The organism is Allobosea sp. GW823-FHT01F03 (assembly GCF_058798075.1).
The window spans coordinates 3,748,413-3,772,979 of sequence record NZ_CM179505.1; the positions used below are offsets into that span (position 1 = coordinate 3,748,413).

Sequence of the window (24,567 nt, forward strand, 5' to 3'; positions counted from 1 at the left end):
CGGAACCCGATGAAAAGGCTGCTCGGAGCCGTCGCCGCAGCGATGCTCGCCTTTGCACCCGCAGCGCAGGCGACCCTGCCGCTCGAAGCCTGGGAGCTCTATCGGCAGAAATTCGTCATGCCGGACGGGCGCGTCGTCGACGACCTCAACGGCGCGATCAGCCATAGCGAGAGCCAGGGCTACGGCCTGCTGCTCGCCTGCCTCGCCGGCGACCGCACGAGCTTTGCCCGCATCCTCGCCTTCACGCGCACGGAGCTGCTGATCCGCGACGACGGGCTCGCGGCCTGGCGCTGGGACCCGAAGGCGACTCCGCGCGTCACCGACATCAACAACGCCACCGATGGCGATCTGCTGATCGCCTATGCGCTGAACTGTGCCGGTTCGGCCTGGGCGATGCCCGGCTACACCAACGCCGCCCGCCAGCTGGCCCGCAACATCGCCAAGGCCACCTTCCTGAAACGCGGCAGCGAAACCTGGCTGATGCCGGCCGTCAGCGGCTTCTCGGAGAAGGACCGAGCCGACGGACCGGTGGTCAACCCCTCCTACTGGGTCTTCGAGGCGCTGCCGGTGATGGCGCGCCTCACCGGCGACAATGGCTGGCTCAAGGTCCAGGCGACCGGGCTGAAGCTGCTCGACACGCTCGCCAAGGCGAACATGCCCGCTCCCGAATGGATGTCGGTCAAGGCCGAGCCGCGACCGGCCGACGGCTTCCCCGCGCAGTTCGGCTACAATGCCATGCGTGTCCCGCTCTATCTGCTGCGGGCCGGCCTCGGCGAACCGGGGCGCCTCGCACCATTCCGCGCGGCCTGGGCGAACGGGCCCGCCATCGTCGACGTCCGCAGCAAGCAGGCAGTCGAACAGCTCTCGGATCCCGGCTACCGGATCCTCGTAGCCGCGCTGGCCTGCGCTGCCGACGGCACCGCGATCCCGCAAGAGCTGAAATCCTTCGTGCCGACGGCCTATTACCCCTCAACCCTGCATCTGCTCACGCTGGCGATGCTGAGCGAGAGGTATCAGCGATGCATGTGAAGTCGATCCTGCTGGCTGCCGTCGCATCGGGCGCCATCTTCTACGGTCTCGGCCGCTTCGGACAAGGAGGCGAGCTGCCGCCGGCGCCCAAGCCAGGCATGCCGAGTGCGTTCGCGCTGGACCAGCCCGCGGCCGAGGGGGCCGAGATCAAGCCGGAGCTCGCCCAGGCCCCGCCGCCTGCCAATCCGCCGGCCGGGCAGCGTCAGGCCCAACCGGCTCCGCCCGTCGACGAAAGCGCGCTGCGCTATTTCGCCAGCCAGGGCGATACACGGCGCTTCGAGGCGGAGCTCGCGAGGCTGCGTGCACTCTATCCGCAGTGGAAGCCGCCGACCGACCTCAACACGCCGATCCCGGCCGGAGACCCCGAGCTCGAGCGGATGTGGAAGCTCTTTGCCGAAGGCAAGCTGAGCGAAGTCCGCGCTGCCATCGCCGGGCGCAGCACCAAGGAAACCGGCTGGAGCCCGCCGGCGGACCTCGTCCAGCAGCTCGACCAGGCCGAGGCCGCCCAGCGCCTGGTCAACGCCTCCAATGCCCGGCAGTGGGAACAGGTCATCAGGATCGGCACCGAGACGCCTGCCCTGCTCACCTGCGCCAATGTCGATGCGCTCTGGCGCGTCGCCGAAGCCTTCGTCCAGACCGAGCGCAGGGACCGGGCACGCGACGCCTATTCCTACATCCTCGCCAATTGCGAGAAGGCGGAGGAACGGCTCGGGACGATGCAGAAGGCGCTCTCGACCCTGCAGGACGAGCAGGTCAACGCCCTGATGGCGCTGGAACGGCAGAACGAATTCGCCAGCATCCGTGACGAACTGGCCCGCCGCCGCATCGGCCGGGCGGCGGAAGACCCGAAGCTCACCGTCAGCGCCGACGATCTGCGCCGGCTGGAGGTACTCGCCAACGCCGCGACGACGCCGGACGACCCGATCCTGCTCGGCTTCTACGCCCTGCACCATGGCGAGCCGGTCAAGGCGTCCGACTGGTTCCGGATGGCGCTCGCCCGCAATGGCGGCGCCAAAGCGGCGGAGGGCGCCGTACTCGCCTTCGCAGCCAACGGCAAATACCAGGAAGCCGAGGCCCTCGGTTCGCAATGGCTGGAGGCAGGCCCGGCCAACCGCAAGGCCTATCTCGACGCCCTGACGGCGTTGCTGACGCAGGAGCCGCCACCGCGCTTGGAAGCGGTCGTGCTGGAGCGGATCGTCAAGACGGTCAGCGCCGATCGTTATGCGCTCGGCGCCGCCGCGCTCGGCTGGTATGCTTACAACTCCGGCCAGACCGTGCCGGCCGAGCACTGGTTCGAAACCGCCCTGGCCTGGGATCGCGAGCATGAGCCCGCCGCCTTCGGTCTGGCGCTGGCGCGCCAGAGGTTGCGCGACGTGGCGGGCCTGCGTGCCATCGTCGGCGAATGGCGTGGGCGTTCGCAGCGCATCGCCGATATTCTGGATCCGCGCCGGCGCCACCTCTCGGCTCGCGAGGCCCCGCCGCGCGAGACCGGGATCAGGCCGGCCACGCCGGAGCCAGTTGCGGTGGAGCGCATGCCGCGGGCGCAGGCACCCGAAGCCTCCCCCCGGCCTCCGACGGCAGCGCGGCGCCTGACAACGGAACCTGCACCGGTCGATAATTACCTGCCTGCCGAACGTCCTCCCGCGCTGCGTGAGGCGGCGCGCCCGGTTCGTGGTGGCAGTTGCGGCAGCGGCGGCTCCGGTGCTGCCGCGCTGGCGCGCGGCTGGTGCTTGCTCAATCTCAAGCGCCCGGCATCGGCGATGCAGGCCTTCGAGGTGGCGATGCGCACAGGCGACGGCCAGGTGGTGGCCGATGCGGCCGCCGGCAAGGCCTATGCCGCGCTCCAGCAAGGGTTGACGAACGAAGCGACGGCCGCAGCCACCTCGGCCGCGCTGCCGCCTGCGCGCCGCCGCGAGCTCTCCGCTTTGCTCCTGTCCGAGCGCTTCTACGCGCAGTACGACGCCAAGAACTTCAACGCCGCGCTGCTCACCTTGGAGGAGCGCGCCAAATACGCCCCGGAGACCACCGACCTGATGCTGATGCGCGGCTGGTCCTATTTCAACGCCCGGCGCTACGAGGATGCGCGCCGGGTGTTTCGCGCGCTCTACAAGGTCAACCGCTCGTCACAGGCGCTCTCGGGGCTGACGGCGATCGACGACGCGACCCAGCGCAACCGGTACTGAGGCAGCCGCCCTATAGCATCGGGCCGAAAAGTGGACTCCACTTTTCGGAAAACTCCGATGCGGTAACACTGAGATAGATCACCGTGACCGCGTCCGAACGGACGCGCGGCGATCTAGGACCCGCCGCAGCCGCGGCGGGCCGTTCGCTCAGGATTTGCGCTTCGTACCATTGGCGCCGTTGCCCTCGCCGGCGAGCTCGGCGCGCGCGCGATGCATCGCCGCGCGGGCCTCTTCGTCGAGCCTGGGGAATTGCGGGTCGAGTTCCTCGAGCTTGTCGGCAATCGCGGTCGCCACCAGGAGGCGGCTGAACCATTTGTTGTCGGCCGGCACGACATACCAGGGAGCGTGCTTGGTCGCGGTTCCGGCGAGCGCCTCCTCATAGGCATTCATATAGTCCGGCCAGCGCTTGCGTTCGGCCAGGTCGCCCGCATCGAACTTCCAGTTCTTGGCCGGCTCGTCGATACGCTCGAGCAGGCGGCGGCGTTGCTCGCCCTTCGAGACATGCAGGAAGAACTTCAGGACCAGCGTGCCGTTGCGCGCAAGATGGCGCTCGAAATCGCGGATGCTGTCATAGCGATCCTTCCAGATATCCTCCTTGACCAGCGATGGCGGCAGGTTCTGCTTGGCCAGGATCTCCGGGTGGACCCGTGCGACCAGCACCTCCTCGTAATAGGAGCGGTTGAAGATGCCGATATGGCCGCGCTGCGGCAGGGCGCAGGTCGTGCGCCAGAGAAAATCATGGCGCAACTCGACGATGCTCGGCGCCTTGAACGAGGTCACCTCGCAGCCCTGCGGATTGATCCCGGACATCACATGCTCGATCATGCCGTCCTTGCCGGCGGCATCCATCGCCTGCAACACGATCAGCACCGCCCAGCGCCCCTCGGCATAGAGGCGCTCCTGCAGGGCATGCAAACGCCTGGTGCCGGCCGCCAGCAGCTCCCTGGCCTCTTCCTTGTCGATATCGAGGCCGACCGTGTCGCCCGGATCGAAGTCGGCGAGCCTGAACTTCTCGCCATTGGTCACCATGAAGCGCTTGATCAGCTCGTCCTTCAGCATCGTCATCTCCGGCGGCAAGACCGCTCCTCTCCGCCTTCAGATCGACGACGATCCATCCCCTGGCTCGAGCCTCGCGAAAGCCCGGCCGAGCTTAGAGCGATGCGCAACGGCCCGGTAGGCCTATTCGCGCTGCCCCTCCCCGGCCGCGACCGACCGCGCAATCGCGACGAAGCGCCGGAGCACCGGCGTCTCGCGATCGAGCGGCCAGGCGGCGACGAGTTCGGAGACCGTCGAGTCCAGGCCCTTCAACGGCCGGTAGACGACATTCTCCAGATTGAGCCGCGACACCGATTGCGGCACCAGCGCGACGCCGATGCCACCGGCGACCAGGCCGATCATGGTATGGAGCTGGTGGACCTCCTGCGCCACTTGCGGCTCGAAGCCGGCCCGGCGGAAGGCGGCGCGGAAACGGCCTTCGACATAGCGGCGCTTGCCGGGCGGGGTCATGATGAAGCGCTCCTCGCGCAGCGCGGTCAGCGGCACCGCCGCCGCTTGCGTCAGGCGATGCCCGGCTGGCAGCGCGACAACGTAATTCTCGCGGAACAGCGGCAGCGTGCCGAGCACGGGCTCGCTGAACATCGGCCGCAGCAGGCCGACATCGATCCGGCCGGAGCGCAGCGCTTCGACCTGCTCCCTGGTCACCATCTCCTGCAGGATCAGCGAGACCTCCGGCAGTTCGCGGCTGAGCCGCGAGACCAGCACCGGCAGGATGTTGAAGGGACAGGCCTCGACGAAGCCGATGGTCAGGCGGCCGATCTGCCCCTGTGCGGCGCGGCGCGCCCCTGCCACCGCCAGATCGAGCTGGCGCAGGATCGCCAGCGCGTCGCTCTGGAAGTTCCGACCGGCATCGGTCAGCGCAACGCGGCGCTTGGTGCGCTCGAACAATTTTACCGCCAGCGTCTCCTCCAGCTTGGCGATCTGCTGGCTGAGCGCGGGCTGGGTCACGCCGAGCCGCTCCGCCGCCCGCACGAAATGCAGCTCCTCGGCGAGGGTGACGAAAAAGCTGAGCAGCCTCTGGTCCATGAGCCGAAACTAGAGCCCAAGACTAATAAGCAAAACTAATTTCTTGATGGCTTGCGATTGGCTCAGTTTTCGAACCGATGTCGGCGCGAGCAGAAGTGCCGCGGGTGGGAGGTTTTCGGAATGAGCGTGACGCACAAGAGCGGGCTGCCCGGCCTGCTGAGCTTGTCGGCGGCGCTGGTGATCACGCCGGCCCTGTTCTCGGCTTCCGCCATGGCGCAGACCGCCTGGCCGAGCAAGACGATGCGGATCGTCGTGCCCTATCCGGCTGGCGGCAATGTCGACCTTCTCGGGCGGCTGATCGGGCCGAAGCTGAGCGAGGCGCTCGGCCAGACCATCGTCATCGACAACAAGCCCGGCGCGGCCGGCGCCATCGGCGCGACCGATGCGGCGCGCTCGGAGCCTGACGGCCATACCCTGCTGATCGGCGATATCGCGACCCATGCGATCACCCCGGCCCTGCAGGACAAGCTGCCCTACAACCCGCTCACCGATTTCGCCCCGGTGATGCGGCTGACCTCGGTCTCGCTGCTTCTGGTGATCAATCCGAAGAACCCGGCCAAGGACCTGGCGGCGCTGCTCGCCGATGCCAAGGCCAATCCGGAGAAGGTGACCTATGCTTCGGCCGGCGTCGGCACGCCGCAGCAGCTCGCCTTCGAATTGCTGAAGGAGAAGACCGGCATCAAGGCGACCCATGTGCCCTATCGCGGCTCTGCCCCGGCCATCAACGACGTGATCGCCGGCCATGTCACCGCGATGATCGACGGGACCGCCGTGCCGATGGCGCGCGAGGGTACGCTGCGCGCGCTCGCGGTGACCGGAGCGAAGCGTTCGGCGGCGATGCCTGACGTGCCGACCGTCGCCGAAGCCGGCGTGCCCGGCTATGAGTTTGCCTCCTGGCACGGTGTCTTCGTCCCGGCCGGCACGCCGCCGGCCGTGGTCGAGCGGCTGAATGCCGAGCTCAACAAGATCGTCGCCGATCCGGCGGTGCGCGAGCGCATGGCGGCGCTCAACATCGAGCTGGTCGGCGGTACGCCGGCCGCCTTCGGCGACTTCATCAAGGCCGAGACCGGCAAGATCGCGGAGCTCGTCCGCATCTCCGGCGCCAAGGCGAACTGAGCAGGGCCATGCAGCGCGTCTCCGGCGATCAGGCAGGCAATCCAGCGGCGGGAGCTGCGTACTCTCCGCCTGGCGACCGCCATGTGCTGTTCGTCACCGTCGATCAATGGCCGGCGCGACTGCTCGGCATCGCCGGCCATCCGACAGTGGAGACACCGACGCTCGACCAGATCGCCCGCACCGGCACGCGCTTCACCAACGCCTATGCCGAATGCCCGATCTGCATCCCGGCCCGGCGCTCGATGATGACGGGCACGAGCCCGCGCGGCCATGGCGACCGTGTCTTCCAGCCGGCCTTGCCGATGCCGGACGGCCTGCCGACGCTGGCGCGCTCCTTCCGCGACGCCGGCTACCAGACGGCCGCGATCGGCAAGCTCCATGTCTATCCGCAGCGCGACCGGATCGGCTTCGAGGAGGTGCTACTCGCCGAGGAAGGCCGCGGCCATCTCGGCGGCATGGACGATTACGAGCTGTTCCTGACCGACAAGGGCCAGCCCGGCCAGCAGTTCATGCACGGCATGAGCAACAACGAGTACAGCTGGCGGACCTGGCACCTGCCGGAAGAGCTGCACGTCACCAACTGGATCACCTTCGCGGCGGCGCGCACGATCAAGCGGCGCGACCCGACGCGGCCGGGTTTCTGGCACGTCTCCTATACCCATCCGCACCCGCCGATCGTGCCGCTGGCGAGCTATTTCGAACGCTATCGGGCCCGCGACATCGACGCCCCGCTGATGGCCGACTGGGCCAGGGACCCAGCGGCGCTGCCCTATGCGGTGCGCGTCGCGCATCACTACTGGGAGCAGCTTCCGCCAGCGCAGCTCGCCGACATGCGCCGCGCGGTCTATGCGCTGTGCACCCATATCGACCACCAGCTGCGGATCCTGATCGGGACGCTGCGCGAGGAAGGCCTGCTCGACGACACGATCATCCTGATCTGCGGCGATCATGGCGACATGCTCGGCGACAACGGCCTCTACGCCAAGCGGCTGATGTACGAGACCTCGGCCGGCGTGCCGATGCTGCTCTCGGGAGCGGCGGGGGACAGCCGCGTCGGAACCGGCGCCACCGATGGCCGCCTTGTCGGCCTGCAGGACATCATGCCGACCTTGCTCGATCTCTGCGGCCTGCCGATTCCGGAGAGCTGCGAGGGCCTGTCGATGGTCGGCGAGCAGCGCCGCGACATCCTCTATGGGGAATCGCTCGAGGGCGCGAAGGCGACCCGCATGGTGCATGACGGCCGCTACAAGCTGATCTGGTATCCGGCCGGCAACCATTTCCAGCTCTTCGATCTCGACAAAGACCCGCAGGAAATGGCCGATCTCGCCGGCGATCCCGGCCATGCGGACATCAGGGCACGGCTCGGCAAGGCGCTGGCGGCGAGCCTCTACGGCGAGGACGAAGCCTGGCTGCGCGATGGCGAACTCGTCGGCATGGCCGAGCCCGAACTCGTCATGGCGCCGAATCGCGGCCTCTCCGGCCAGCGCGGGCTGCATTATCCGCCGATCCCGCCGACCGACCCCGCCAAGGCGGTGGGCTCGGGCTGACACCGCCGGCGAGCCGGCGCGTCAGCCCCTCGGATAGGCCGGCGGCATCAGGCTGCGGGCGAACCAGTCAACGAAGCCGATGATGTCGAAGACGGGGCGCCCGGTCGCCCTGGCGATCGCAGCCGAATGCGGCGGCAGATTGGTGCATTCGCACAGGATCGCGCCGACATTCGGATGCTTCTCGACCAGTGCCAGCGCGGCCGCGATCACCTCCTGCTCGAGCGTCGCGAAATCGGAGAAGCCGCCCTTGGCGCCATAGACCTGTCGGAACAGGCTGTCCGGCGCCAGGCCCTCGATCGGCGTGTCCGTCCGCACGCCGACGGCGGCGAGATGGCGCGCGCTCAAGGCCTCGGGCGCGAAGGTCAGGATGCCGACCTGCTGTCCGGCCGGCAGCATCGCCTCGATCAGCGGCGCCTGCAGCAGGCTGCTGGTCGCGACCGGCACGGGGAGCGCCGCCGCCAGCTCCTTCTGCAACAGAGCGAGGAAGCCGCAGCTCGTGGTGATGCCGCGCACCCCGCAGGAAACGAGGTCGAGCGCGGCCGCGATGAAGGGCTGCAGGAAATCCCCCGGCCGGCCATGCACGATCGCGGCCGGGTCGGCACCGCGCACGACGCGGAACTGCACCGGCGTCGACCAGCTCCTGGCATTGCCGATATCACCCGGCAGCCGCCGGAAATGCGTGTCGAGCATCAGGATACCGATGCCGAGATCGCCGACAGTCCCCGCCTGTCCGCGCGATGTGTCCGTGCCGCTCGTCATGCCGCGTTCCCCGGATTCGTCAGCCCGCCCTCCTCCGCACCAGCCGCGAAGAACCAGGACAGGAAGCGGTTCCTGCTCAGCGCAGAGAACGGAATGTCCTCCTGCAAGCACAGCCCCGGCACCCCGATGGCTCCGACGCGAAGCAGGTCGAGCACCGCGGCGACATGGGCGGCGGCGGTGCGCCGCATCGCGCTGACCGTGCTGCCACCGATCTGAGCCGGCACGACCTCGCGGGTGAACCGCTCCTCGACGGAGCGCCCATCCTGGCGGGATGTCGCACCGATCGAGATCAGCAGGCGATCGTCGACGATCTCGGGCAGGGCGTTGAGGAAGAGGTTGCGCAGGAGGTCGGTCCTGGCGCGCAGTTTCAGCTCGTCGAGCAGGAAACGCATATAGTCGAGATGGCCGGGATAGCGGATCGTGCGCGAGGTCAGCCGGGCGACCCGCCCTTCCAGGCGCGCGCACAGGCTCGCCGGGATATTGCCGGAAGCGAAGTCCTCATAGTCGCGCCCGCCGAGGCGCAGGCGGCCGAGATCGCTCAGTGCCGGCAGGCTGACGCGTCTGCCATCGACCAGCGCCGTCGAGGGCTGGATGTATTCGCGCAGCAGGGCATCGACGTCCCAGGTCAGTCCGTAGCCGAGCCGGCTACCCGGCTCGCGCGGCAAGGTGCCGATGCGGACGTCGATCTCAGCCGGCCCGGCGCTCCGCGAGACCAGATCGAGCACCAGCTGCGAGACCAGCCCCGGGGAGATGCCGCATTGCGGAATGAAGCATCCTGCCGCCGAGCGGGCCTCGCTCAGCACCGCGTCAAGACCGGCGGTATCGTCGCCGAGATCAAGATAATGAATGCCGCTGCGGCGCGCGGCGGCGGCGACCATCGGCGTCGCCGCCGCCGGCAACGCCGCGACCACGGCCTGGGCCTCACCGAGGAGCCGGTCGAGCTGCGTGGCGTTGCCGGGGTCGGCCTCCACCAGCGGCAGGCCGAGCTCGTCCATGCGCCGCTGCGCCGGTTCGGTCGGATCGACCACCACGACCTCGAACTCGGCAGCCTGCTTCAGGAGCAGCGCCAGCGCCGAGCCGACGCGCCCAGCGCCGACGATGACGACCCTGAAGGGGGTTTCAGCCTGTCGCACCGGCTCAGCCATGGAAGCGCGCGAGGAACGCCTTGAGGCGCTCATTGTCGGGGCGGCGCAGGATGGTCTCGGGCAGGCCCTGCGCGACGATGCGGCCATTCTCCATGAATACGACCCGGTCGGAGACGTCGGCGGCGAAGGAGATCTCGTGGGTGACGATGACCATGGTCATGCCCTGATTGGCGAGATCGCGCACCACACCGAGCACTTCGCCGACGAGCTCTGGATCGAGCGCGCTGGTGACCTCGTCGAGCAGCAGCGCGTCAGGCTGCATGGCGAGCGCCCGGGCGATAGCGACACGCTGCTTCTGGCCGCCGGAGAGCTGGTCCGGCCGGGCGTCGCGCTTCTCAGCCAGGCCGACCTTGGCGATGTAGTCCATCGCGATCTCGACGGCCTCGGCGCGCGACTTCCGCTGCACGATCACCGGGCCCTCGATGACGTTCTCCAGCACGCTCATATGCGGGAACAGGTTGAAGTGCTGGAAGACCATGCCGACATGGCGGCGCAATTCGCCCTGCCCGAGCAGATCGCCGCTGCCGCGATGCTTCTCGCCGACACGGCGGTTGCGGAAGAGGATCTCGCCGGCGTCGGGCTTCTCCAGCATGTTCATGCAGCGGATGAAGGTCGACTTGCCCGAGCCTGACGGCCCGATGATCGAGACGACCTCGCCGGCCTTGAGGGCGAGGTCGATGCCGTGGAGTACGGTCAGCGCCCCGAAGCATTTGGTGATGCCGCGCGCCTCGAGCACGATGTCGGAGGCTGCCGGCGACGAAACCGAGGAAGACGAAGCGGGTGCGGATGAAGCGGAGGTCATGGGCGCTCTCGATCAGTTGCCGCGGCGCATGCGGTGTTCGATGTAGTCGGCGAACTTCATCATCGGGAAGAGAATGACGAAGTAGAGCACAGCGACCACCGTGTAGGATTCGAGCGGCCGATAGGTCTGGCCGTTGACGATGCTGGCCATGTAGGTCAGGTCCGCCACCGAGATCACCGAGACCAGCGAGGTGTTCTTGAACTGGGTGACCGACTGGTTGATGAAGGCCGGCATCATCCGGCGGATGGCCTGGGGCAGTATGATGCGCCGCATCACCTGCCAGCCCGACATGCCGATCGCCGCGCCGGCCTCGAACTGGCCCTTGTCGATCGAGACGATGCCGCCGCGGAAGACCTCGGCATAGAAGGCCGCCGCATAGAGCGAGAGCGTCAACAGCGCCGCCGCCCAGTTGGGCATGTCGAAGCCGAGCAGGAGCGGCAGCGCGTAGTAGATCCAGAGGAGCTGGACCAGGAGGGGCGTGCAGCGAAACAGCTCCTGGAAGCCCTGCGCGAACCAGTTCAGCGGTCCGATGCCCGAAAGCCTGGCGAAGCAGACGGCGAGACCGAGGACCAGGCCGATCGCGATCGAGCCTGCCGTGTAGACGACCGTGATCCACGCCCCCCACAGGAAGAGGTCGGAGGCCTGGATGATCGGGGCGAAGCTCCAAGTATACATGTCTTGCTAGCCTTCCTTGGAGGGCGGCCCTTACGGGCCGCCCTATGCTTCAACCACCGAAGCCGAAACCTTCAGGCATGTCGTCGAGCGTGATGCCGAACGGCGCCAGGCTGTTGACGATCCAGGTCTGGTTGTTGCCGATGCGGCGGTTGTACTCGGCCCAGGCCGAGATGAAGGCGCGCCACTTCTCGTCGCCCTTCCAGTTCAGCGCGACGACCGACGGCGTCGAGAGGACCGGGCTCGGCACCATCACCTTGCCGATGCCGTTCGCCTTCTTGGTCATCACCAGCCCGTTGAGCATGGTGTTGACGAGGCCGTCGGCCTTGCCGCTGACCACGGCGACGATCGCCTCGTCGCGCGTCTTGAAGCGCAGCATCTTGGCCTTGGGCAGGTATTGCTGGGCGATCAAATCCTGCGAGGAGCCGAGATCGACCGCGAAAGTGTATTTGGGATCGTTGAGCTCGGCCCAGCTGAGCTTGGAGAGCTCCGGCTTCGGCGAGACGATGACGAAGCTGTTGAAATAGGTCGGCGCCGAGAAGGCGACCGACATGGCGCGCTGCGGCGTCGCGGTCACCCCGAGCGCGAGGTCGACCTTGCCGCTCTGCACGTCGAGGATCGAATTCGGCCAGCTCGACTCGACCACTTCCAGCTTGACGCCGAGCGTCTTGGCGATGTCGCGCGCCATCTCGATGGCGAAACCGCGCCACTCACCGGTGCGCGGATCCTTGTTGAAATAGGGATCCTCGTTGATGATCCCGGGAATGCGCAGCACGCCGCGCGAACGCACGGATTCGATGCTGTCCTGGGCCTGAGCCGGCGACTGGAATGCCGCCAGCCCAAGGCCGACCGCAAAAATTGCGCTGATGATCTTCTTCACGACGATTATCCTCCGTTCCCTTGCCGATGATCTTCGGTCTTGCCCCGGCCTGCCGGGTTAGGGAGGAGCCTAAGGAAGGCACCTCCGCAAACAATGCGAGAGTAGGCCGCTCGCCTACCGGTTTTCTTATATGTCCCGAGCGCTTTCGAAGGCGGCCAGGCTGGCTTCGAGCGCTTTCAGGTTCTCGGGTCGCAACGGCGCCAGCGGCGCGCGCACCTCGGCCGAAATCGCGCCGCTGCGGGCCAGGGCGGTCTTGACCGGTACCGGGTTGCTCTCGATGAAGAGGTGACCGGTGACATCGAACAGGGCCTGATGGATACGGCGGGCCTCGCGCAGCTCGCCCTTGGCCCAGGCGGCGCACAGCGCCACGATCTCGCGCGGCAGCAGGTTGGAAGCGACGCTGGTGACGCCATCGGCGCCGACCGCGAGAAATGGCAGGGTCAGCCCATCATCGCCGGAATGGATGACGAAATCCTCGCCGAGCGCCCGCCGCAGCTCGGTGATCCGCTCGGTCCTGCCGCCGGCCTCCTTGATCGCGACGATATGCGGGTAGGCCTTGGCCAGGCGCGCCGCCGTCGCCGGGGCGATCTCGACGCCGGTCCGGCCGGGCACGCTGTAGAGCATGATCGGGATCTTCACCGCCTCGGCGATGGCGGCGAAATGGCTGAACAGGCCATCCTGCGAGGGCTTGTTGTAGTAGGGCGTGACGACGAGGATGCCGTCGGCGCCGAGCGCCTCCGCGCGCTTCGCCTTGGCGACGGCGAGAGTGGTCGCGTTCGAGCCGGTGCCGGCCATGATGAAGGCGCGCCCCTTGGCGGCGGCGACCGTGATGCGGATGACCTCGTCGGCCTCCGCCTCGGACAGGGTGGCCGCCTCGCCCGTGGTCCCGACTGGCACAAGCCCGGCGACGCCGGCTTCCAGCTGGGCGGCGATCAGGCGCTCGAGGGCGGGCACATCGATCGCGCCAGCGCGGAAAGGGGTGACGAGGGCGGTGAAGACGCCTGAGAGGCGCCGGCGCAGCTCTGAATCGATCATGGCTTTCTCTTCCATCTCAGTCAGTCGATGACGACCTTGGTCTCGCTCATCTCGCGCAAGGTCATGTGGATGCCCTCGCGGCCGAGCCCGCTCGACTTGATGCCGCCGAAGGGCACGTTCTCGGCGCGGAAATCCGGGCCTTCATTGATCATCACGCCGCCGACGCGCAGCTCGCGGGAGAAGCGCTTCACCAGCGCATGGTCGTTGGTGAAGACGCCGGCCTGCAGCCCGTAGGGGCTGTCGCTGACCTCGCCGATCACCTGTTCGGGATCGCTGAAACGGCGCACAGCGAGCACCGGCCCGAAGGTCTCGCTGCGCACCAGCTCGGCCTCGGCCGGAACATCGTCGAGCAGGGTCGGCGCGAACATGGTTCCACGGCGCCTGCCGCCGGCGACGACCGTCGCCCCTTGCGCGACGGCGAGCCTGACCCGCCGCTCGACCTCCGCCGCCGCGGGCTCGTCGATGAGCGTGCCCATCACGGTCGCCTCGTCGGCGGGGTCGCCGGTGCGGACATCCTCGATCAGCGCCGCGATGCGCGCGATCATCGTATCCCGGATCTCCTCATGCAAATAGAGGCGCTTCACGGCGGCGCAGCTCTGGCCGGCGATCTCGAAGCGATGCCCGATCGCGGTCTGCGCGGCGCGGTCGAGATCGGCATCCGGCATCACGATCAGCGGGTCGTTGCCGCCGAGCTCCATCAGGCAGCGCACGAGGCCCGAGGCGTTCTTGAGCGCGAGGCCGGCGGCCGGCCCGCCGGTGAAGCTCAGCAGGTCGATATCGCCGCTGGCGATCATGGCCGCGACCTCGGCGCCGCCATGGACGATGCTGAACAGGCCCTGCGGGAACCCCGCTTTGGCCGCGAGCTCGCCAAGGCGCTCGGCGGCCAACGGCGCCTTGGGCGACGGCTTGGCGACGACGGCATTGCCGGCGGCGATGGCCGGGCCGAGCTTGTGGCAGAGCAGGTTGAGCGGATAGTTGAAGGGCGTGATCGCCCCGACGACGCCGGCCGGCTCATAGGTGATCGCGGCGAGCTTGCTCGGCGCCCCCGCCACGATCGCCGTCGGCAACACCTCGCCATGCAGCACGGTGATCGCATCACCGCTCAGGCGCAGCGTGTTCTGGGCGCGGCGGACCTCGTTGCGCGCTTCGGTGATCGTCTTGCCGACCTCGGCACAGATGATCTGCGCCATCTCTTCCGCGTCCTCCGCGAGCAGTTCGGCGAGGCGATGGAGCAGGCCCTTGCGTTCGGCCGGCGTGCTGAAGCGGAAGGAGCGCCAGGCCTTGCGCGCGGCCCGCAGCGCATCGGCGACCGCAACCTCGTCGGCGACTTCGACCTTGCCGACGCTCGCCCCGGAGAAGGGGTTGAGCACGTCGACCACTGGACGGCTGCTGCTTCTGAAGGATTTTGCGAGAGTGCCATTCACGGCTCATGACTCCGTTTCGTCGGTCGAGAAATTGGCGAGGGCGGCGACCGAGACCGGCCGCAGCGGCCAACGCGGCGGATTGGCCGTCGGCAGCGCCTCGCCCCGCAGCTCCGCCAGCATGGGTCCGCAGAAGCGCCCCTGGCAGGCGCCGAGGCCGAAACGGCCCATCAGCCGGATCTCGCGGGCCGATGCGTCGGCCGGCAGCGCGGCGAAATCGGCATAGCGGCGCCCCTCGCAGCGGCAGAGCATGGTCTGCGGCGTCGGCGGCGTGGCCTTGCTACGCAGAGCCTCGGCAAGCGCGAGCTGAAAGCTCCGTGCCTTGCTCAGAACTGCTTCGAGCGGCGCAGCCGAAGCGGCGTGTCCCAAGCGCGAAAGGACCGCCGAGGCGGCACGCTGGCCATCGAGGATCGCCGCATCGGCGCCGAGAATTTCGCGCCCGTCGCCGGCGAGCAGCACGGGAACTTCCGCCCCGGGGGCCGGCAGCGGGATACCGGCGCGGTTCGGCTCCAGCCCATCATGGATCAGCAGATGGCGAGCCTGCAGCAGGCTTTCGGCGGAGCCGGCGCGGACGCGGATCGTCAGCCCCTGCCCAGTCTCGCTGACGCCCAGCACCTCGCTGCCACTGCGATAGGGCACACGCTTCAAGGCGAGCGCCGCGGCGTAGGCGGCGGCTTCGGCGAGCTGCGGCCCGGCCGTCATCAGGCGGGCCAGGGCCTTGGGCTTGTGCCAGGGCCTGCCGCGCTCCAGCACGGCGAGCGGCGGGTTGCCGGCGCGGGCGAGTTGCGCCGCGACGGCGAGCAGCAGCGGACCACTGCCGGCAACGACGATCGGACCTTCGGGCGGCCGGCCGGTCTCCTTGAGCAGGACCTGGGCGCCGCCCGCGCTCATCACGCCCGGCAGTTCCCAGCCTTCGAACGGAGCGATCTTCTCGACCGCACCGACCGCGACGATGGCGGCCCGGACAGGGCGCGCAAAAACGCGGCCGGCCATACGATCATCGAAGAGGAAGCGCCCTGCCCCATCGATGCCGAGGAAGACCGTCGAGGTCCGCAGCTCGATCCGCTCTGCCACATGTTCGAGGCGCGAGGCGAGTTCCGCCCAGTTGCGCCGGTGCCGTGCCGGCCCTCTCCAGATCTGTGGTGCACCGACTGCGGGCTGACGATGGATGGCACCGCCAAGCCGGTCGCGCTGCTCGATCAGCAGCACCCGCAGACCGGCTTCCGCCAGGGCTACGGCCGCAGCGACGCCCGCCGGCCCGCCGCCGACGACAAGGACCGGCAACTCAGTCATGGCCAGGTCAGTCTTGGCCAGATCAGTCATGGCGCAGTCCAAGGCTGGGCTGAGGGGAAAGACGCATTCCGGAACGCGCCGGCGTCAGGCAGGCCTCGACGGCCCCCTCGCCCGCGATGGCGACGATGCAGGCCTGGCAGGCGCCGATGCCGCAGAAGACGCGGCCACGCACGGCCCCCCCCTCAGGGCCGAGATCGGCGATGCCGGCGCGCAGCAGCGCCGCAGCGACGGTCTCGCCGGGCCGGAAGGAAACCGGCCGGTCGATCCAGTAGAAGCACGGGTTCATGCCAGGGCCTCGGCTCTGGAGAAGCGCTGGGGCGCGAGCATCGAGAGATCGACGCCCGGCGCCTCGCCGAGGATCATCCGGGCGGCGCTGGCGCCCATGAACGGGCCGAGGCAGATGCCATCGCCCTCGAAGCCGGTGGCGATCGTGACCCCGCCGAGATGCGGATGCGGGCCGATGATCGGCAGGCCGTCGCGCGAGGCGGTGCGGACACCGGCGAAGGTCCGCAGGACGCGGCGCTGGCGCAGCGGCGGATAGAGATCGAGCGCGTCGCGCAGGATCGCCGCGATCGTCGCGGCATCCGTGGCCTGGTCGGCGCGGTGATCCTCGCGGCTGCCGCCGATCAGGAACTGGCCGGTGACCAGCGGGTCGATGACGAGGCCGATATGGGCGTTATCCCGGACGATTCCGCGCTTGGCGGCAAGATAGGAGGCCGCCATCAGATGGCCGTCGATCGCCGGCCGGCCGACCGCGGCCCGGTCGGTCACGACCATCTGGCCCTTGCGCGGGATCAGGATGTCGCCGAGCCCGAGCAGGCCGACCGAGCCGATCCCGGCGGCGACGAGCACGGCATCGGCCGCCACCAGTTCGCCCCGAACTACGACGCCGACGGCCTGCCCGGCTCGCATAGCGATTTCGGATACGGGTGCATTGCGCCGGACTGCGACGCAGCTCCGCTGCAGCAGGCGCTGGGTGATCTCGTAGCCGAGCGCATGCCCGTCATCGGGGATTTCGAGGGCGAAGCAGACGCCGTCGCCGAGACCGGGAATGCGGTTGAGCAGCGTCGGCCGGTCGACATCGAGCACGCGCTCGCCGGCGGCAGCGAGATCGGCGCCGTGCTCGGCGACGAGCTCAGCCTCGAGTCGGGTGCGGGCAACGAGGAAAGTCGAGCGGCGATGGAACAGGCCGCGCAGCAAACCGTCGGCCTCGCAGCTTCCGTAGAAGGCGCGGGCATGGCGGGCGAGGTCCATCATCGGGCCGGGCTTCTTGCTCGCGACCGAGACCGCGCCGTCCGAAGCGCCGGTCGCGCCGGCCGCCGGTCCCGAAGCATCGAGCAGCGTGACCCGCGCCCCGGCCGCCGCCAGGAAATGCGCGGCGGCGGCGCCGACGATTCCGGCGCCGATCACGGCGACATGAAGGGAAGGAGAGCGGGCCATGCGAAGCGACGGGGGCGTCCTTGAAAGCGATGCGCGACCCTCGGTCGCTTCGCCTTCCGGGTCGATCCAAATGATCCGCCGCGACTTGCGCCATTGTTTGAAAGTGGCGGAAGGTCACCGCCTATGGCTAAGAGTGAGGCTCCCCGCCGCGGAACGAACCATGCGCGAAGCCAATCTGACGCTGATCCAGACCTTCTTCATCGTCGCACGCGACGGCTCCTATTCGGCAGCGGCGCGCAAGCTGGGGATGAGCTACCAGTCGGCCGCCAACCATGTCCGCCGGCTCGAACAGGTGCTCGAGGAGCGCCTCGTCCTCTCCGAGCAGGGCGCCAAGACGGTGACGCTGACGCCGCGCGGGCGCAGCCTCTACAAGCTGCTGCTGCCGGAGCTCGACACGGTGCTGGCGAGGCTCGACCGCACGCTCGACAAGGAGCGGCCGGTGCTGCGCATCGGCCTGCCGCAGGCGATCTTCTACTATCTGCTGCCGCCGATCCTGGCGCGCTTCCGCGAGCTCTTCCCGCAGGTCGAAATCCTCGCCTATGAGCGCGACACCTCCCTGCCCGAGATGATCAAGGATGGCAGCCTCGATCTGTGCATCACCGAACGCTATTTCGGTGACCCGAACGTGCCGCAGCATCTGGTCTGCACCTATCGGCCGGCGCTGGTCTTCCCCACCGCCTGGGGCGCGGCGCCGGCGCCGGGCGCGATCCGGGAATGGGCGCAGGGGCGCCCCTTCGTGACCTATGAGCCCGGCCAGCTGCTGCGCAACCTCGCCATCGACTATCTGCGCCCGGACGGCTCGGAGATGGAGATCGCGATCTCGACCTCCGGCAGCTCGAGCGTGAAGCGCTGCGTCGAGGCAGGGATCGGCTTCGCGATCATCCCGGCCTGGTGCCTCGACGGCAACGAGACCAGCATCGCCGGACTCGAAATCGCCGAGCTGCCGGAGATCCCGATCTATTTCGGCGAAGCGAGCTTCCTCGCCCGCAACCCTTATGTCGTGACGCTTCGCCAGCTCTGCGGCAACCTGATGCAGACGGCGTCCGGCCCGCAGCTTCCGACCGCTTGACGCCGCTTCGCGCCGATCTATGGTCGCAGCCGATCATGGTTCTCCAGGCGTCACGCCCTGGAGCTAAGAGGGAATTCGGTGAGGCGCACCGCGCCGAGGCCGAGGCTGCCCCCGCAACTGTAAGCGGCGAGCTCTCCACCCATCGTCCACTGGCGCTCGCGCGCCGGGAAGGCCGGGCGGAACCAGCATCGACCCGCGAGCCAGGAGACCTGCCCTGATCGTCGGAAAGGTCTTTCGGGCGGGGTGCTCCGGAGGGTTGCTGGCAGGCGCGGGACGAGGATCCCGCCGCTCCGTCGCAATCGCCTGCTTCCCGCCTTCATCTCGGGGAGCGATGAATCCAGATGCCCATCTCCAACAGCGCCGCCGGCGCCTTTTCCCGCGCCAGCTTGACAGGCCACGGCGCAGACCTCTATCAGTTTTGTTATAACATTACATATCAACCCACGCCACACCCGGCGGGCTCACTCCCCGGCGCCGTCCGCTCTCTCCTGCCTTCGAAGGGTCCCATGCGCGCCTTCCGCCTCCCGCTCGCCCTGGCCGCCGGCCTGTGTCTCGCCACGGCCGCACAGGCGGCACCGACGCGGTACCCGCTGACGCTGGAGAACTGCAGGGAGACCGTCACCTTCAGCCAGGCGCCAAAGCGTGTGGTCGCCGTCGGCCAGACGCAGACCGAGATCCTCTATGCGCTCGGCCTGGGCGACCGCGTCGTCGGCACCTCCGTCTGGTTCAGCCCGGTCGCCAAGCCCTATGAAGCCGTGAATGCCAAGGTGAAGCGGCTCGCCGACAATGATCCGAGCTTCGAGGCGGTCGTCGCCCAGGAACCCGATCTCGTCACCGCGATGTTCGAATGGCATATCGGGCCGAACGGCATCGTCGGGAAGCGCGACCAGTTCGCCAAGGTCAAGGTACCGACCTATGTCTCGCCGACCGATTGCGTCGGCAAGGACAATTCCGGCCCCGGCGACGGCGTGCGGACCAAGATGTTCGGCATGGAACTGGTCTACCAGAACATCCGCGAATTCGGCCAGATCTTCGACGTTTCCGACCGTGCCGAGGCCCTGGTCGCCGAGCTGAAAGCGCGCGAGGAGAAGGCGGTGCAGTCGGTCGCCGGACTGAAGGCACGGGACGTGCCCGTCGCCGTCTGGTTCTCCAGCAAGGACATCAAGGGCGACGCCTTCATCGCAGGCAAGAACGGCGTGCCGGCCTATATCCTGTCGAAGCTCGGCGCCCGCAACGTCATCACCACCAATGAGGAATGGCCGCTGGTCGGCTGGGAGAGCATCGCCGCCGCGAACCCCGCCGTGATCGTCGTCGTCAAGATGGATCGTCGGCGCTTCCCCGCCGACGATATCGATCTCAAGCTCAACTTCCTCAAGACCGACCCGGTGGCGAGCAAGCTCGATGCCGTCAAGCAGGACAGGATCGTGGTGATGGATGTCGGCGCGACGCGCGCCGGGCTCGACACCGTCGACGGCATCGAGGCGCTGGCACGCGGCATCGAGCGCTTCGGCCTGGCGCGGTGAGCCACCACCCCGTCCAGCCGAACTGGCCGGCGCGGATCGGCATCGCGTTCGCAGCGCTGGCCGCGCTGGTCTTCGCCATCGCGCTTGCGGTGACGATCGGAGAGATGCGGATTCCGTTGCCGACCGCCTTCCAGGCGCTCGGCAACGGCTTGTTTGATCTGGGCTACCCGGTCAGTGCCATCCAGCAGGGCGTGATCTTCGACTACCGGCTGAGCCGGGCGCTGCTGGCGGGGCTGTGCGGCGGGGCACTGGCGCTGTCGGGCGCTATCCTGCAGGCGCTGCTGCGCAACCCTCTGGCCGAGCCCTATATTCTCGGCATCTCGGCCGGCGCCTCGACCGGCGCGGTTGCGGTAATGATCCTCGGCTTCGGCGGGGCGGCGCTCACCGTCTCCGGCGGCGCCTTTCTCGGCTCGGTCGCGGCCCTGCTGATCGTCGCGCTGCTTGCCGCCGGCGCCGGCGGGGCGAGCGACCGCGTCATCCTCGCCGGGGTCGCCGGATCGCAACTCTTCAACGCCGCGACGGCGACGATCGTCACGACGCTCGCCAGCGCCGAGCAGGCGCGCGGCGTGATGTTCTGGCTGCTCGGCAATTTCGGCGGTGTGCGCTGGCCGGACGTCTTCGTCGCGACGCCGGTCGCGCTCGCTGGCTTCGCGATCTGCATGCTGCACGCCAAGGCGCTCGACGCCTTCGCCTTCGGCGCGGACGCCGCCGCCTCGCTCGGCGTCGCGGTAACGCGCGTGCGCATCGTCCTCTTCGCGGTGACCGCGGTGATGACCGCGACCATGGTCAGCATCGTCGGCACGATCGGCTTCGTCGGCCTCGTCATCCCGCACGCGGCCCGCTTCCTGGTCGGCCCCGGCCATGCCCGGCTGCTGCCGGTCTGCCTCGTCATCGGCGCGATCTTCATGATCCTCGCCGACATCCTCTCGCGCATCCTGGTGCCGCAGCAGATCCTGCCGATCGGCGTCGTCACCGCCCTGGTCGGCGCGCCGGCCTTCGCCATCATCCTCTATCGCGCCAGGCGGCCGGCATGACGCTTTCGGCACGTGACGTTTCCTGGGGCACCTCCGGACGGATGATCGTCGGCGGCGTGACGCTCGAAGCGGCGCCCGGCAAGATCCTCGGCCTGATCGGGCCGAACGGCTCCGGCAAGTCGAGCCTGCTGCGGCTGCTCTGCCGGCTGCGCAATGTCTCGTCCGGCGTGGTCGAGCTCGATGGCCGCGATATCGGGCAGGTATCGCGGCGCGAGCTCGCCCGCCGGCTCGCCTTCGTCGAGCAGCAGGCGACGACCGAAATCCAGCTTTCGGTCTGCGATGTCGTCCGCCTGGGCCGCACCCCGCATCGCGGCGTCCTCGCCTCCTGGAGCGCGGCCGACGAGCAGGCAGTCGACGCGGCGCTGGCGCGCGTCGGCATGAGCGAGCGGCACGAGCAGCACTGGCACACGCTCTCGGGCGGCGAGCGCCAGCGCGTGCATATCGCGCGCGCCTTGGCGCAGACGCCGAGCGAGCTCATCCTCGACGAGCCGACCAATCATCTCGACATCCAGCACCAGCTCTCGATCCTGACCCTGGTCCGCCGGCTCGGCGTGACCTGCATCGTCGCCCTGCACGATCTCAACCTCGCGGCCCTGTTCTGCGACGAGATCGCGCTCCTGCACGAAGGCGGGCTGGTCGCCTCCGGCACGCCCGAGACGGTACTGACCGAGGAGACGATCCGGCGGGTCTTCGGCGTCGCAGTCAGGATCGGCGCCACCGCTTCCGGCCGGCGCCATATCGAATACCTCGTCGATCCCGACTGCTATGGAGAGGCCGCACCATGACCGCTTCCGACGTGCAACATGCCGTGACCGGTTACTGGACTGCGCGCGCGCCGAAATTCGACGGCGTAGCCTCGCATGTCGCCCAGTCCGCAATCTGGCAGGAGGTCCTGGAAGCAGCCTTCGCCGCAAAGCAGCCGCTCGACATCGTCGATCTCGGCACCGGCACGGGCGCCTGCGCGCTGGTCGCGGCCTCGCTCGGCCATCGCGTGCGCGCCTATGACGGGGCGGAAGGCATGCTCGCCGTGGCGCGGGCCGCCGCGGAGGCACAGGGCCTCGCCGTCGAGTTCATCGCCGAGACGCTGCAGGACGCCGGCATCGCGCCGGGCTCGGCCGATATCGTGACGCTGCGCAATGTGCTGTGGACGCTGGAGCAGCCGATGGCGGCGCTGCGCAAGGCTCGCGACATCCTGCGCCCGGGCGGGCGGGTCTTGATCTCGGATGGGCTCTGGTCAGTCGCGCCGCAATACCGGTCGACCTATCCGGCCGACATTGCCGCCCGCCTGCCGCTGCATGACGGGCTGACCGAGGACAAGGCGCGGCAGATGCTGGACGAGGCCGGTTTCGGACCGGCCATCTCCTGGCAGCACCTGTTCCCGGCCTCGCCCTATCCGGGCGACGTGCCGATGTTCGTGCTCTCGGCCGTCCGGGCCTGAAAGCGCCGCGCCCCTTCCCTCAGTGGCCCGCTGCCGGCACCGGCGGCGTGCCGTGGGTGTGGAAGCTCTCGATGGTCTTCAGCCCCCAGGCCTGGCCCTTCTTCCGCTCCTCCTCCGTCCAGGTCACGGTCTGCCAGTCCGGATCGAGGATCAGGCGCGCGCCGGCATTGGCGATCTCGACGCGGTTGCCGGCAGGTTCGTAGACATAGAGGAAGAAGGTCTGCTGCACCGCGTGCTTGTGCGGGCCTGTCTCGATGTAGACGCCGTTCTCGAGGAAGATGTCGGCGGCCTCCAGTACATGCTCGCGCTGGTCGACGGCATAGGTGACGTGGTGGAAACGTCCCAGGCTGCCGGTATGGTCGCGGGTATAGGCGATGTCGTAGCTCTTGTTGTTGACGGTGAACCAGCAGCCGCCGACCTCGCCTGAATCGAGCACGATCTGCTCGGTGACGCGGCTGCCCAGCGCCTTCGGCAGGAAGTCGCGGATCGCCGCGACGTCGCGGGCGAGCAGGTTGAGATGGTCGAGCCGGCGGACCGCGCAGCCGCGGCCGTGATTGCGCTGCGGCTGGTTCTTCAGCGCCGGGCGCTCATGCGGCGGGGCGGCATATTTGTTGGTGTCGAAATAGATCTCGAAGACATGATCGTCCGGGTCGCGGAAGCGATAGGCCCGGCCATGGCCGAGATCGCCATCGACCCAGCCGATACCGCAACCCATCGCCTCGATCGCCTCGACGCGGCGCTGCAGGGCCTGCGCGCTGGTGGCGCGGTAGGCGACATGACCGATGCCGGTGGTCTTCGCCGCCGTGAGCTTCAGCGTATGGAACTCGTAATCGTCCCAGGCGCGCAGGAAGACACTGTCACCCTCGCGCCCGCTCTCGGTCAGCCCGTAGACATTGACGAAGAAATCGAGGCTCTCGGCCGGCTTGTCGGTCAAGAGCTCGACATGGGCGAGATGGGCGATGTCGAAGCAGGGTTCGCCACTCATCCCCAGACCTCCCTGGCGACTTCGAGGATGCGCGAGAGCTTGGCCCATTGCTCATCCTCGGCCAGGACATTGCCCTCCTCGGTGGAGGCGAAGCCGCATTGCGGCGACAGACAGAGCTGCTCCAGCGGAGCGTATTTCGAGGCTTCCTCGATGCGGCGCTTGAGATTGTCCTTGCTCTCGATCTCCCCGAACTTCGAGGTGACGAGGCCGAGCACGACCTGCTTGTCGCCCCTCGGCAGGAAGCGCAGCGGCTCGAAGCCGCCGGAGCGGTCGTCGTCCCACTCCATGAAATAGCCGTCGACGTCGATCTGGTTGAAGACCATGTCGGCCACCGGCTCATAGCCGCCCGAAGCGATGAAGGTCGACTTGAAGTTGCCGCGGCAGGTGTGGGTGGTGATCTGCATGTCGGCCGGCTTGGCCTTGAGCGCGGCGTTGAGCACGTCGCGGTAGATGAAGATCAGCCTGTCCGGATCGTCGCCGCGCTCGGCCAGCATCTTGCGCTGCTCGGGATCGCAGAAATAGGACAGGCTGGTGTCGTCGAGCTGGAGGTAGCGGCAGCCGGCGTCGTAGAAGGCCTTGATCGCCTTGGCGTAGGCCTTGCCGAGATCGTCGTAGTAATCCTCCATCCTGAGATAGGCGCTCGGGTCGATCGCCTTCCGCCCGCCGCGGTAGTGCAGCATGGACGGGCTCGGAATCGTCATCTTCGGCACGCGGCTGGTCACCGACGCAAGGAACTTGAAGTGGGCCAGATGCGGATGGTCGGCCGGGAAGTCGAGCTTGCCGGTGACGCGGATGCCGTGCCCCTTGGTCGCGACGCCCTTGAACTGGATCCCCGCATCGGTCTCGTAGGTCGTCACGCCGGTCAAGCCGTCGAGGAAGTCGAAATGCCAGAAGGCGCGGCGATACTCGCCGTCCGTGACCGCCTGCAGGCCGATCTCCTCCTGCTTCCTGACGAGCTTCCTGATCTCCTCGTCCTCGATCGCGGTGAGATCGGCCTGGCTGATCTCGCCGGCCGCATGCCTGGCGCGGGCGTCCTTGACCGGCGCGCTGCGCAGCAGGCTTCCGACCATGTCGCCCCGGAAAGGCGGCTTCTTCCTCTGAGTCATGACGTTTC

23 protein-coding genes and 1 riboswitch are annotated in these 24,567 nt (G+C 68.4%); of the genes, 9 read left to right on the forward strand and 14 right to left on the reverse strand.

Annotated features, from left to right (window positions below):
* The first annotated feature begins 9 nt into the window (after positions 1-9).
* Both AC3RCC_RS18005 and AC3RCC_RS18010 read left to right on the forward strand, forming a co-directional pair.
* Positions 10-1,029, forward strand: a complete 1,020-nt coding sequence (locus AC3RCC_RS18005) for a family 8 glycosyl hydrolase (RefSeq protein ID WP_492256118.1) — start codon at positions 10-12, stop codon at positions 1,027-1,029.
* The gene (locus tag AC3RCC_RS18010) at positions 1,020-3,212 is read left to right on the forward strand and encodes a hypothetical protein (RefSeq protein ID WP_492256119.1); all 2,193 of its coding nucleotides are present in this window, start codon (positions 1,020-1,022) and stop codon (positions 3,210-3,212) included. The genes AC3RCC_RS18005 and AC3RCC_RS18010 overlap by 10 nt, the downstream gene beginning before the upstream one ends.
* Positions 3,213-3,359: 147 nt before the next feature.
* Here AC3RCC_RS18010 and AC3RCC_RS18015 read toward each other — a convergent pair whose 3' ends face one another.
* Together AC3RCC_RS18015 and AC3RCC_RS18020 are read right to left on the reverse strand one after the other, a co-directional pair.
* Positions 3,360-4,271: a polyphosphate kinase 2 family protein gene (locus AC3RCC_RS18015; RefSeq protein ID WP_291637024.1), complete on the reverse strand. Its 912-nt coding sequence runs from the start codon at positions 4,269-4,271 to the stop codon at positions 3,360-3,362.
* A gap of 120 nt (positions 4,272-4,391) precedes the next feature.
* The gene (locus tag AC3RCC_RS18020; protein WP_492256120.1) at positions 4,392-5,294 is read right to left on the reverse strand and encodes a LysR family transcriptional regulator; all 903 of its coding nucleotides are present in this window, start codon (positions 5,292-5,294) and stop codon (positions 4,392-4,394) included.
* Positions 5,295-5,414: 120 nt separating this feature from the next.
* Between AC3RCC_RS18020 and AC3RCC_RS18025 the strand changes: the two genes are divergently transcribed.
* Positions 5,415-6,410: a Bug family tripartite tricarboxylate transporter substrate binding protein gene (locus AC3RCC_RS18025; protein WP_492256121.1), complete on the forward strand. Its 996-nt coding sequence runs from the start codon at positions 5,415-5,417 to the stop codon at positions 6,408-6,410.
* A gap of 8 nt (positions 6,411-6,418) precedes the next feature.
* A complete protein-coding gene (locus AC3RCC_RS18030; RefSeq protein ID WP_492256122.1) occupies positions 6,419-7,957 on the forward strand; it encodes a sulfatase-like hydrolase/transferase in 1,539 nt (512 codons plus the stop codon).
* A 21-nt stretch (positions 7,958-7,978) separates the two neighbouring features.
* Here the strand turns inward: AC3RCC_RS18030 and AC3RCC_RS18035 are convergent, their stop codons facing one another.
* From AC3RCC_RS18035 to AC3RCC_RS18080, 10 genes are all read right to left on the reverse strand, one after another.
* Positions 7,979-8,716, reverse strand: coding sequence for an aspartate/glutamate racemase family protein (locus AC3RCC_RS18035; RefSeq protein WP_492256123.1), 738 nt, complete (start codon positions 8,714-8,716; stop codon positions 7,979-7,981).
* Entirely contained in the window at positions 8,713-9,861 is a 1,149-nt protein-coding gene (locus AC3RCC_RS18040; protein WP_492256124.1) for a saccharopine dehydrogenase family protein, read from the reverse strand. The genes AC3RCC_RS18035 and AC3RCC_RS18040 overlap by 4 nt, the downstream gene beginning before the upstream one ends.
* The gene (locus tag AC3RCC_RS18045) at positions 9,854-10,663 is read right to left on the reverse strand and encodes an amino acid ABC transporter ATP-binding protein (RefSeq protein WP_291637035.1); all 810 of its coding nucleotides are present in this window, start codon (positions 10,661-10,663) and stop codon (positions 9,854-9,856) included. The genes AC3RCC_RS18040 and AC3RCC_RS18045 overlap by 8 nt, the downstream gene beginning before the upstream one ends.
* A 12-nt stretch (positions 10,664-10,675) precedes the next feature.
* A complete protein-coding gene (locus tag AC3RCC_RS18050) occupies positions 10,676-11,338 on the reverse strand; it encodes an amino acid ABC transporter permease (RefSeq protein ID WP_291637037.1) in 663 nt (220 codons plus the stop codon).
* A 49-nt stretch (positions 11,339-11,387) separates the two neighbouring features.
* Positions 11,388-12,215: a transporter substrate-binding domain-containing protein gene (locus AC3RCC_RS18055; protein ID WP_291637039.1), complete on the reverse strand. Its 828-nt coding sequence runs from the start codon at positions 12,213-12,215 to the stop codon at positions 11,388-11,390.
* A 126-nt stretch (positions 12,216-12,341) separates the two neighbouring features.
* Positions 12,342-13,250 carry a 4-hydroxy-tetrahydrodipicolinate synthase gene (dapA, locus tag AC3RCC_RS18060; RefSeq protein WP_492256125.1) on the reverse strand — a complete coding sequence of 303 codons (909 nt, stop codon included), beginning with the start codon at positions 13,248-13,250 and terminating at the stop codon, positions 12,342-12,344.
* A gap of 20 nt (positions 13,251-13,270) precedes the next feature.
* Positions 13,271-14,674 (reverse strand): aldehyde dehydrogenase family protein, encoded by a 1,404-nt coding sequence (locus tag AC3RCC_RS18065; RefSeq protein WP_492256126.1) that lies wholly within the window; start codon positions 14,672-14,674, stop codon positions 13,271-13,273.
* Positions 14,675-14,677: 3 nt separating this feature from the next.
* The gene (locus tag AC3RCC_RS18070) at positions 14,678-15,964 is read right to left on the reverse strand and encodes an FAD-dependent oxidoreductase (RefSeq protein ID WP_492256127.1); all 1,287 of its coding nucleotides are present in this window, start codon (positions 15,962-15,964) and stop codon (positions 14,678-14,680) included.
* A gap of 22 nt (positions 15,965-15,986) precedes the next feature.
* Positions 15,987-16,250 (reverse strand): 2Fe-2S iron-sulfur cluster-binding protein, encoded by a 264-nt coding sequence (locus tag AC3RCC_RS18075; RefSeq protein ID WP_492256128.1) that lies wholly within the window; start codon positions 16,248-16,250, stop codon positions 15,987-15,989.
* Complete coding sequence (locus AC3RCC_RS18080) at positions 16,247-17,404, reverse strand: NAD(P)/FAD-dependent oxidoreductase (RefSeq protein ID WP_492256129.1); 1,158 nt, start codon at positions 17,402-17,404, stop codon at positions 16,247-16,249. The genes AC3RCC_RS18075 and AC3RCC_RS18080 overlap by 4 nt, the downstream gene beginning before the upstream one ends.
* Before the next feature lie 160 nt (positions 17,405-17,564).
* Between AC3RCC_RS18080 and AC3RCC_RS18085 the strand changes: the two genes are divergently transcribed.
* The 5 genes from AC3RCC_RS18085 to AC3RCC_RS18105 all read left to right on the forward strand — a co-directional run bounded on the left by AC3RCC_RS18085 (position 17,565) and on the right by AC3RCC_RS18105 (position 22,468).
* Positions 17,565-18,473: a LysR family transcriptional regulator gene (locus AC3RCC_RS18085; protein WP_492256130.1), complete on the forward strand. Its 909-nt coding sequence runs from the start codon at positions 17,565-17,567 to the stop codon at positions 18,471-18,473.
* Between the two features lie 19 nt (positions 18,474-18,492).
* Positions 18,493-18,704: riboswitch (cobalamin riboswitch) on the forward strand.
* 275 nt (positions 18,705-18,979) lie between these two features.
* Positions 18,980-19,996 (forward strand): ABC transporter substrate-binding protein, encoded by a 1,017-nt coding sequence (locus AC3RCC_RS18090; protein ID WP_492256131.1) that lies wholly within the window; start codon positions 18,980-18,982, stop codon positions 19,994-19,996.
* The gene (locus AC3RCC_RS18095) at positions 19,993-21,030 is read left to right on the forward strand and encodes a FecCD family ABC transporter permease (protein WP_492256132.1); all 1,038 of its coding nucleotides are present in this window, start codon (positions 19,993-19,995) and stop codon (positions 21,028-21,030) included. Before AC3RCC_RS18090 ends, AC3RCC_RS18095 begins: the two co-directional genes overlap by 4 nt.
* Positions 21,027-21,815, forward strand: coding sequence for an ABC transporter ATP-binding protein (locus AC3RCC_RS18100; RefSeq protein WP_492256133.1), 789 nt, complete (start codon positions 21,027-21,029; stop codon positions 21,813-21,815). The genes AC3RCC_RS18095 and AC3RCC_RS18100 overlap by 4 nt, the downstream gene beginning before the upstream one ends.
* Positions 21,812-22,468: a class I SAM-dependent methyltransferase gene (locus AC3RCC_RS18105; protein WP_492256134.1), complete on the forward strand. Its 657-nt coding sequence runs from the start codon at positions 21,812-21,814 to the stop codon at positions 22,466-22,468. Before AC3RCC_RS18100 ends, AC3RCC_RS18105 begins: the two co-directional genes overlap by 4 nt.
* A 19-nt stretch (positions 22,469-22,487) precedes the next feature.
* Here the strand turns inward: AC3RCC_RS18105 and AC3RCC_RS18110 are convergent, their stop codons facing one another.
* Together AC3RCC_RS18110 and AC3RCC_RS18115 are read right to left on the reverse strand one after the other, a co-directional pair.
* A complete protein-coding gene (locus AC3RCC_RS18110; protein ID WP_492256135.1) occupies positions 22,488-23,453 on the reverse strand; it encodes a catechol 2,3-dioxygenase in 966 nt (321 codons plus the stop codon).
* On the reverse strand, positions 23,450-24,559 hold the full coding sequence (locus AC3RCC_RS18115) for a 5-methyltetrahydropteroyltriglutamate--homocysteine S-methyltransferase (RefSeq protein ID WP_492256136.1): 1,110 nt from the start codon (positions 24,557-24,559) through the stop codon (positions 23,450-23,452). Before AC3RCC_RS18115 ends, AC3RCC_RS18110 begins: the two co-directional genes overlap by 4 nt.
* Positions 24,560-24,567 lie beyond the last annotated feature (8 nt).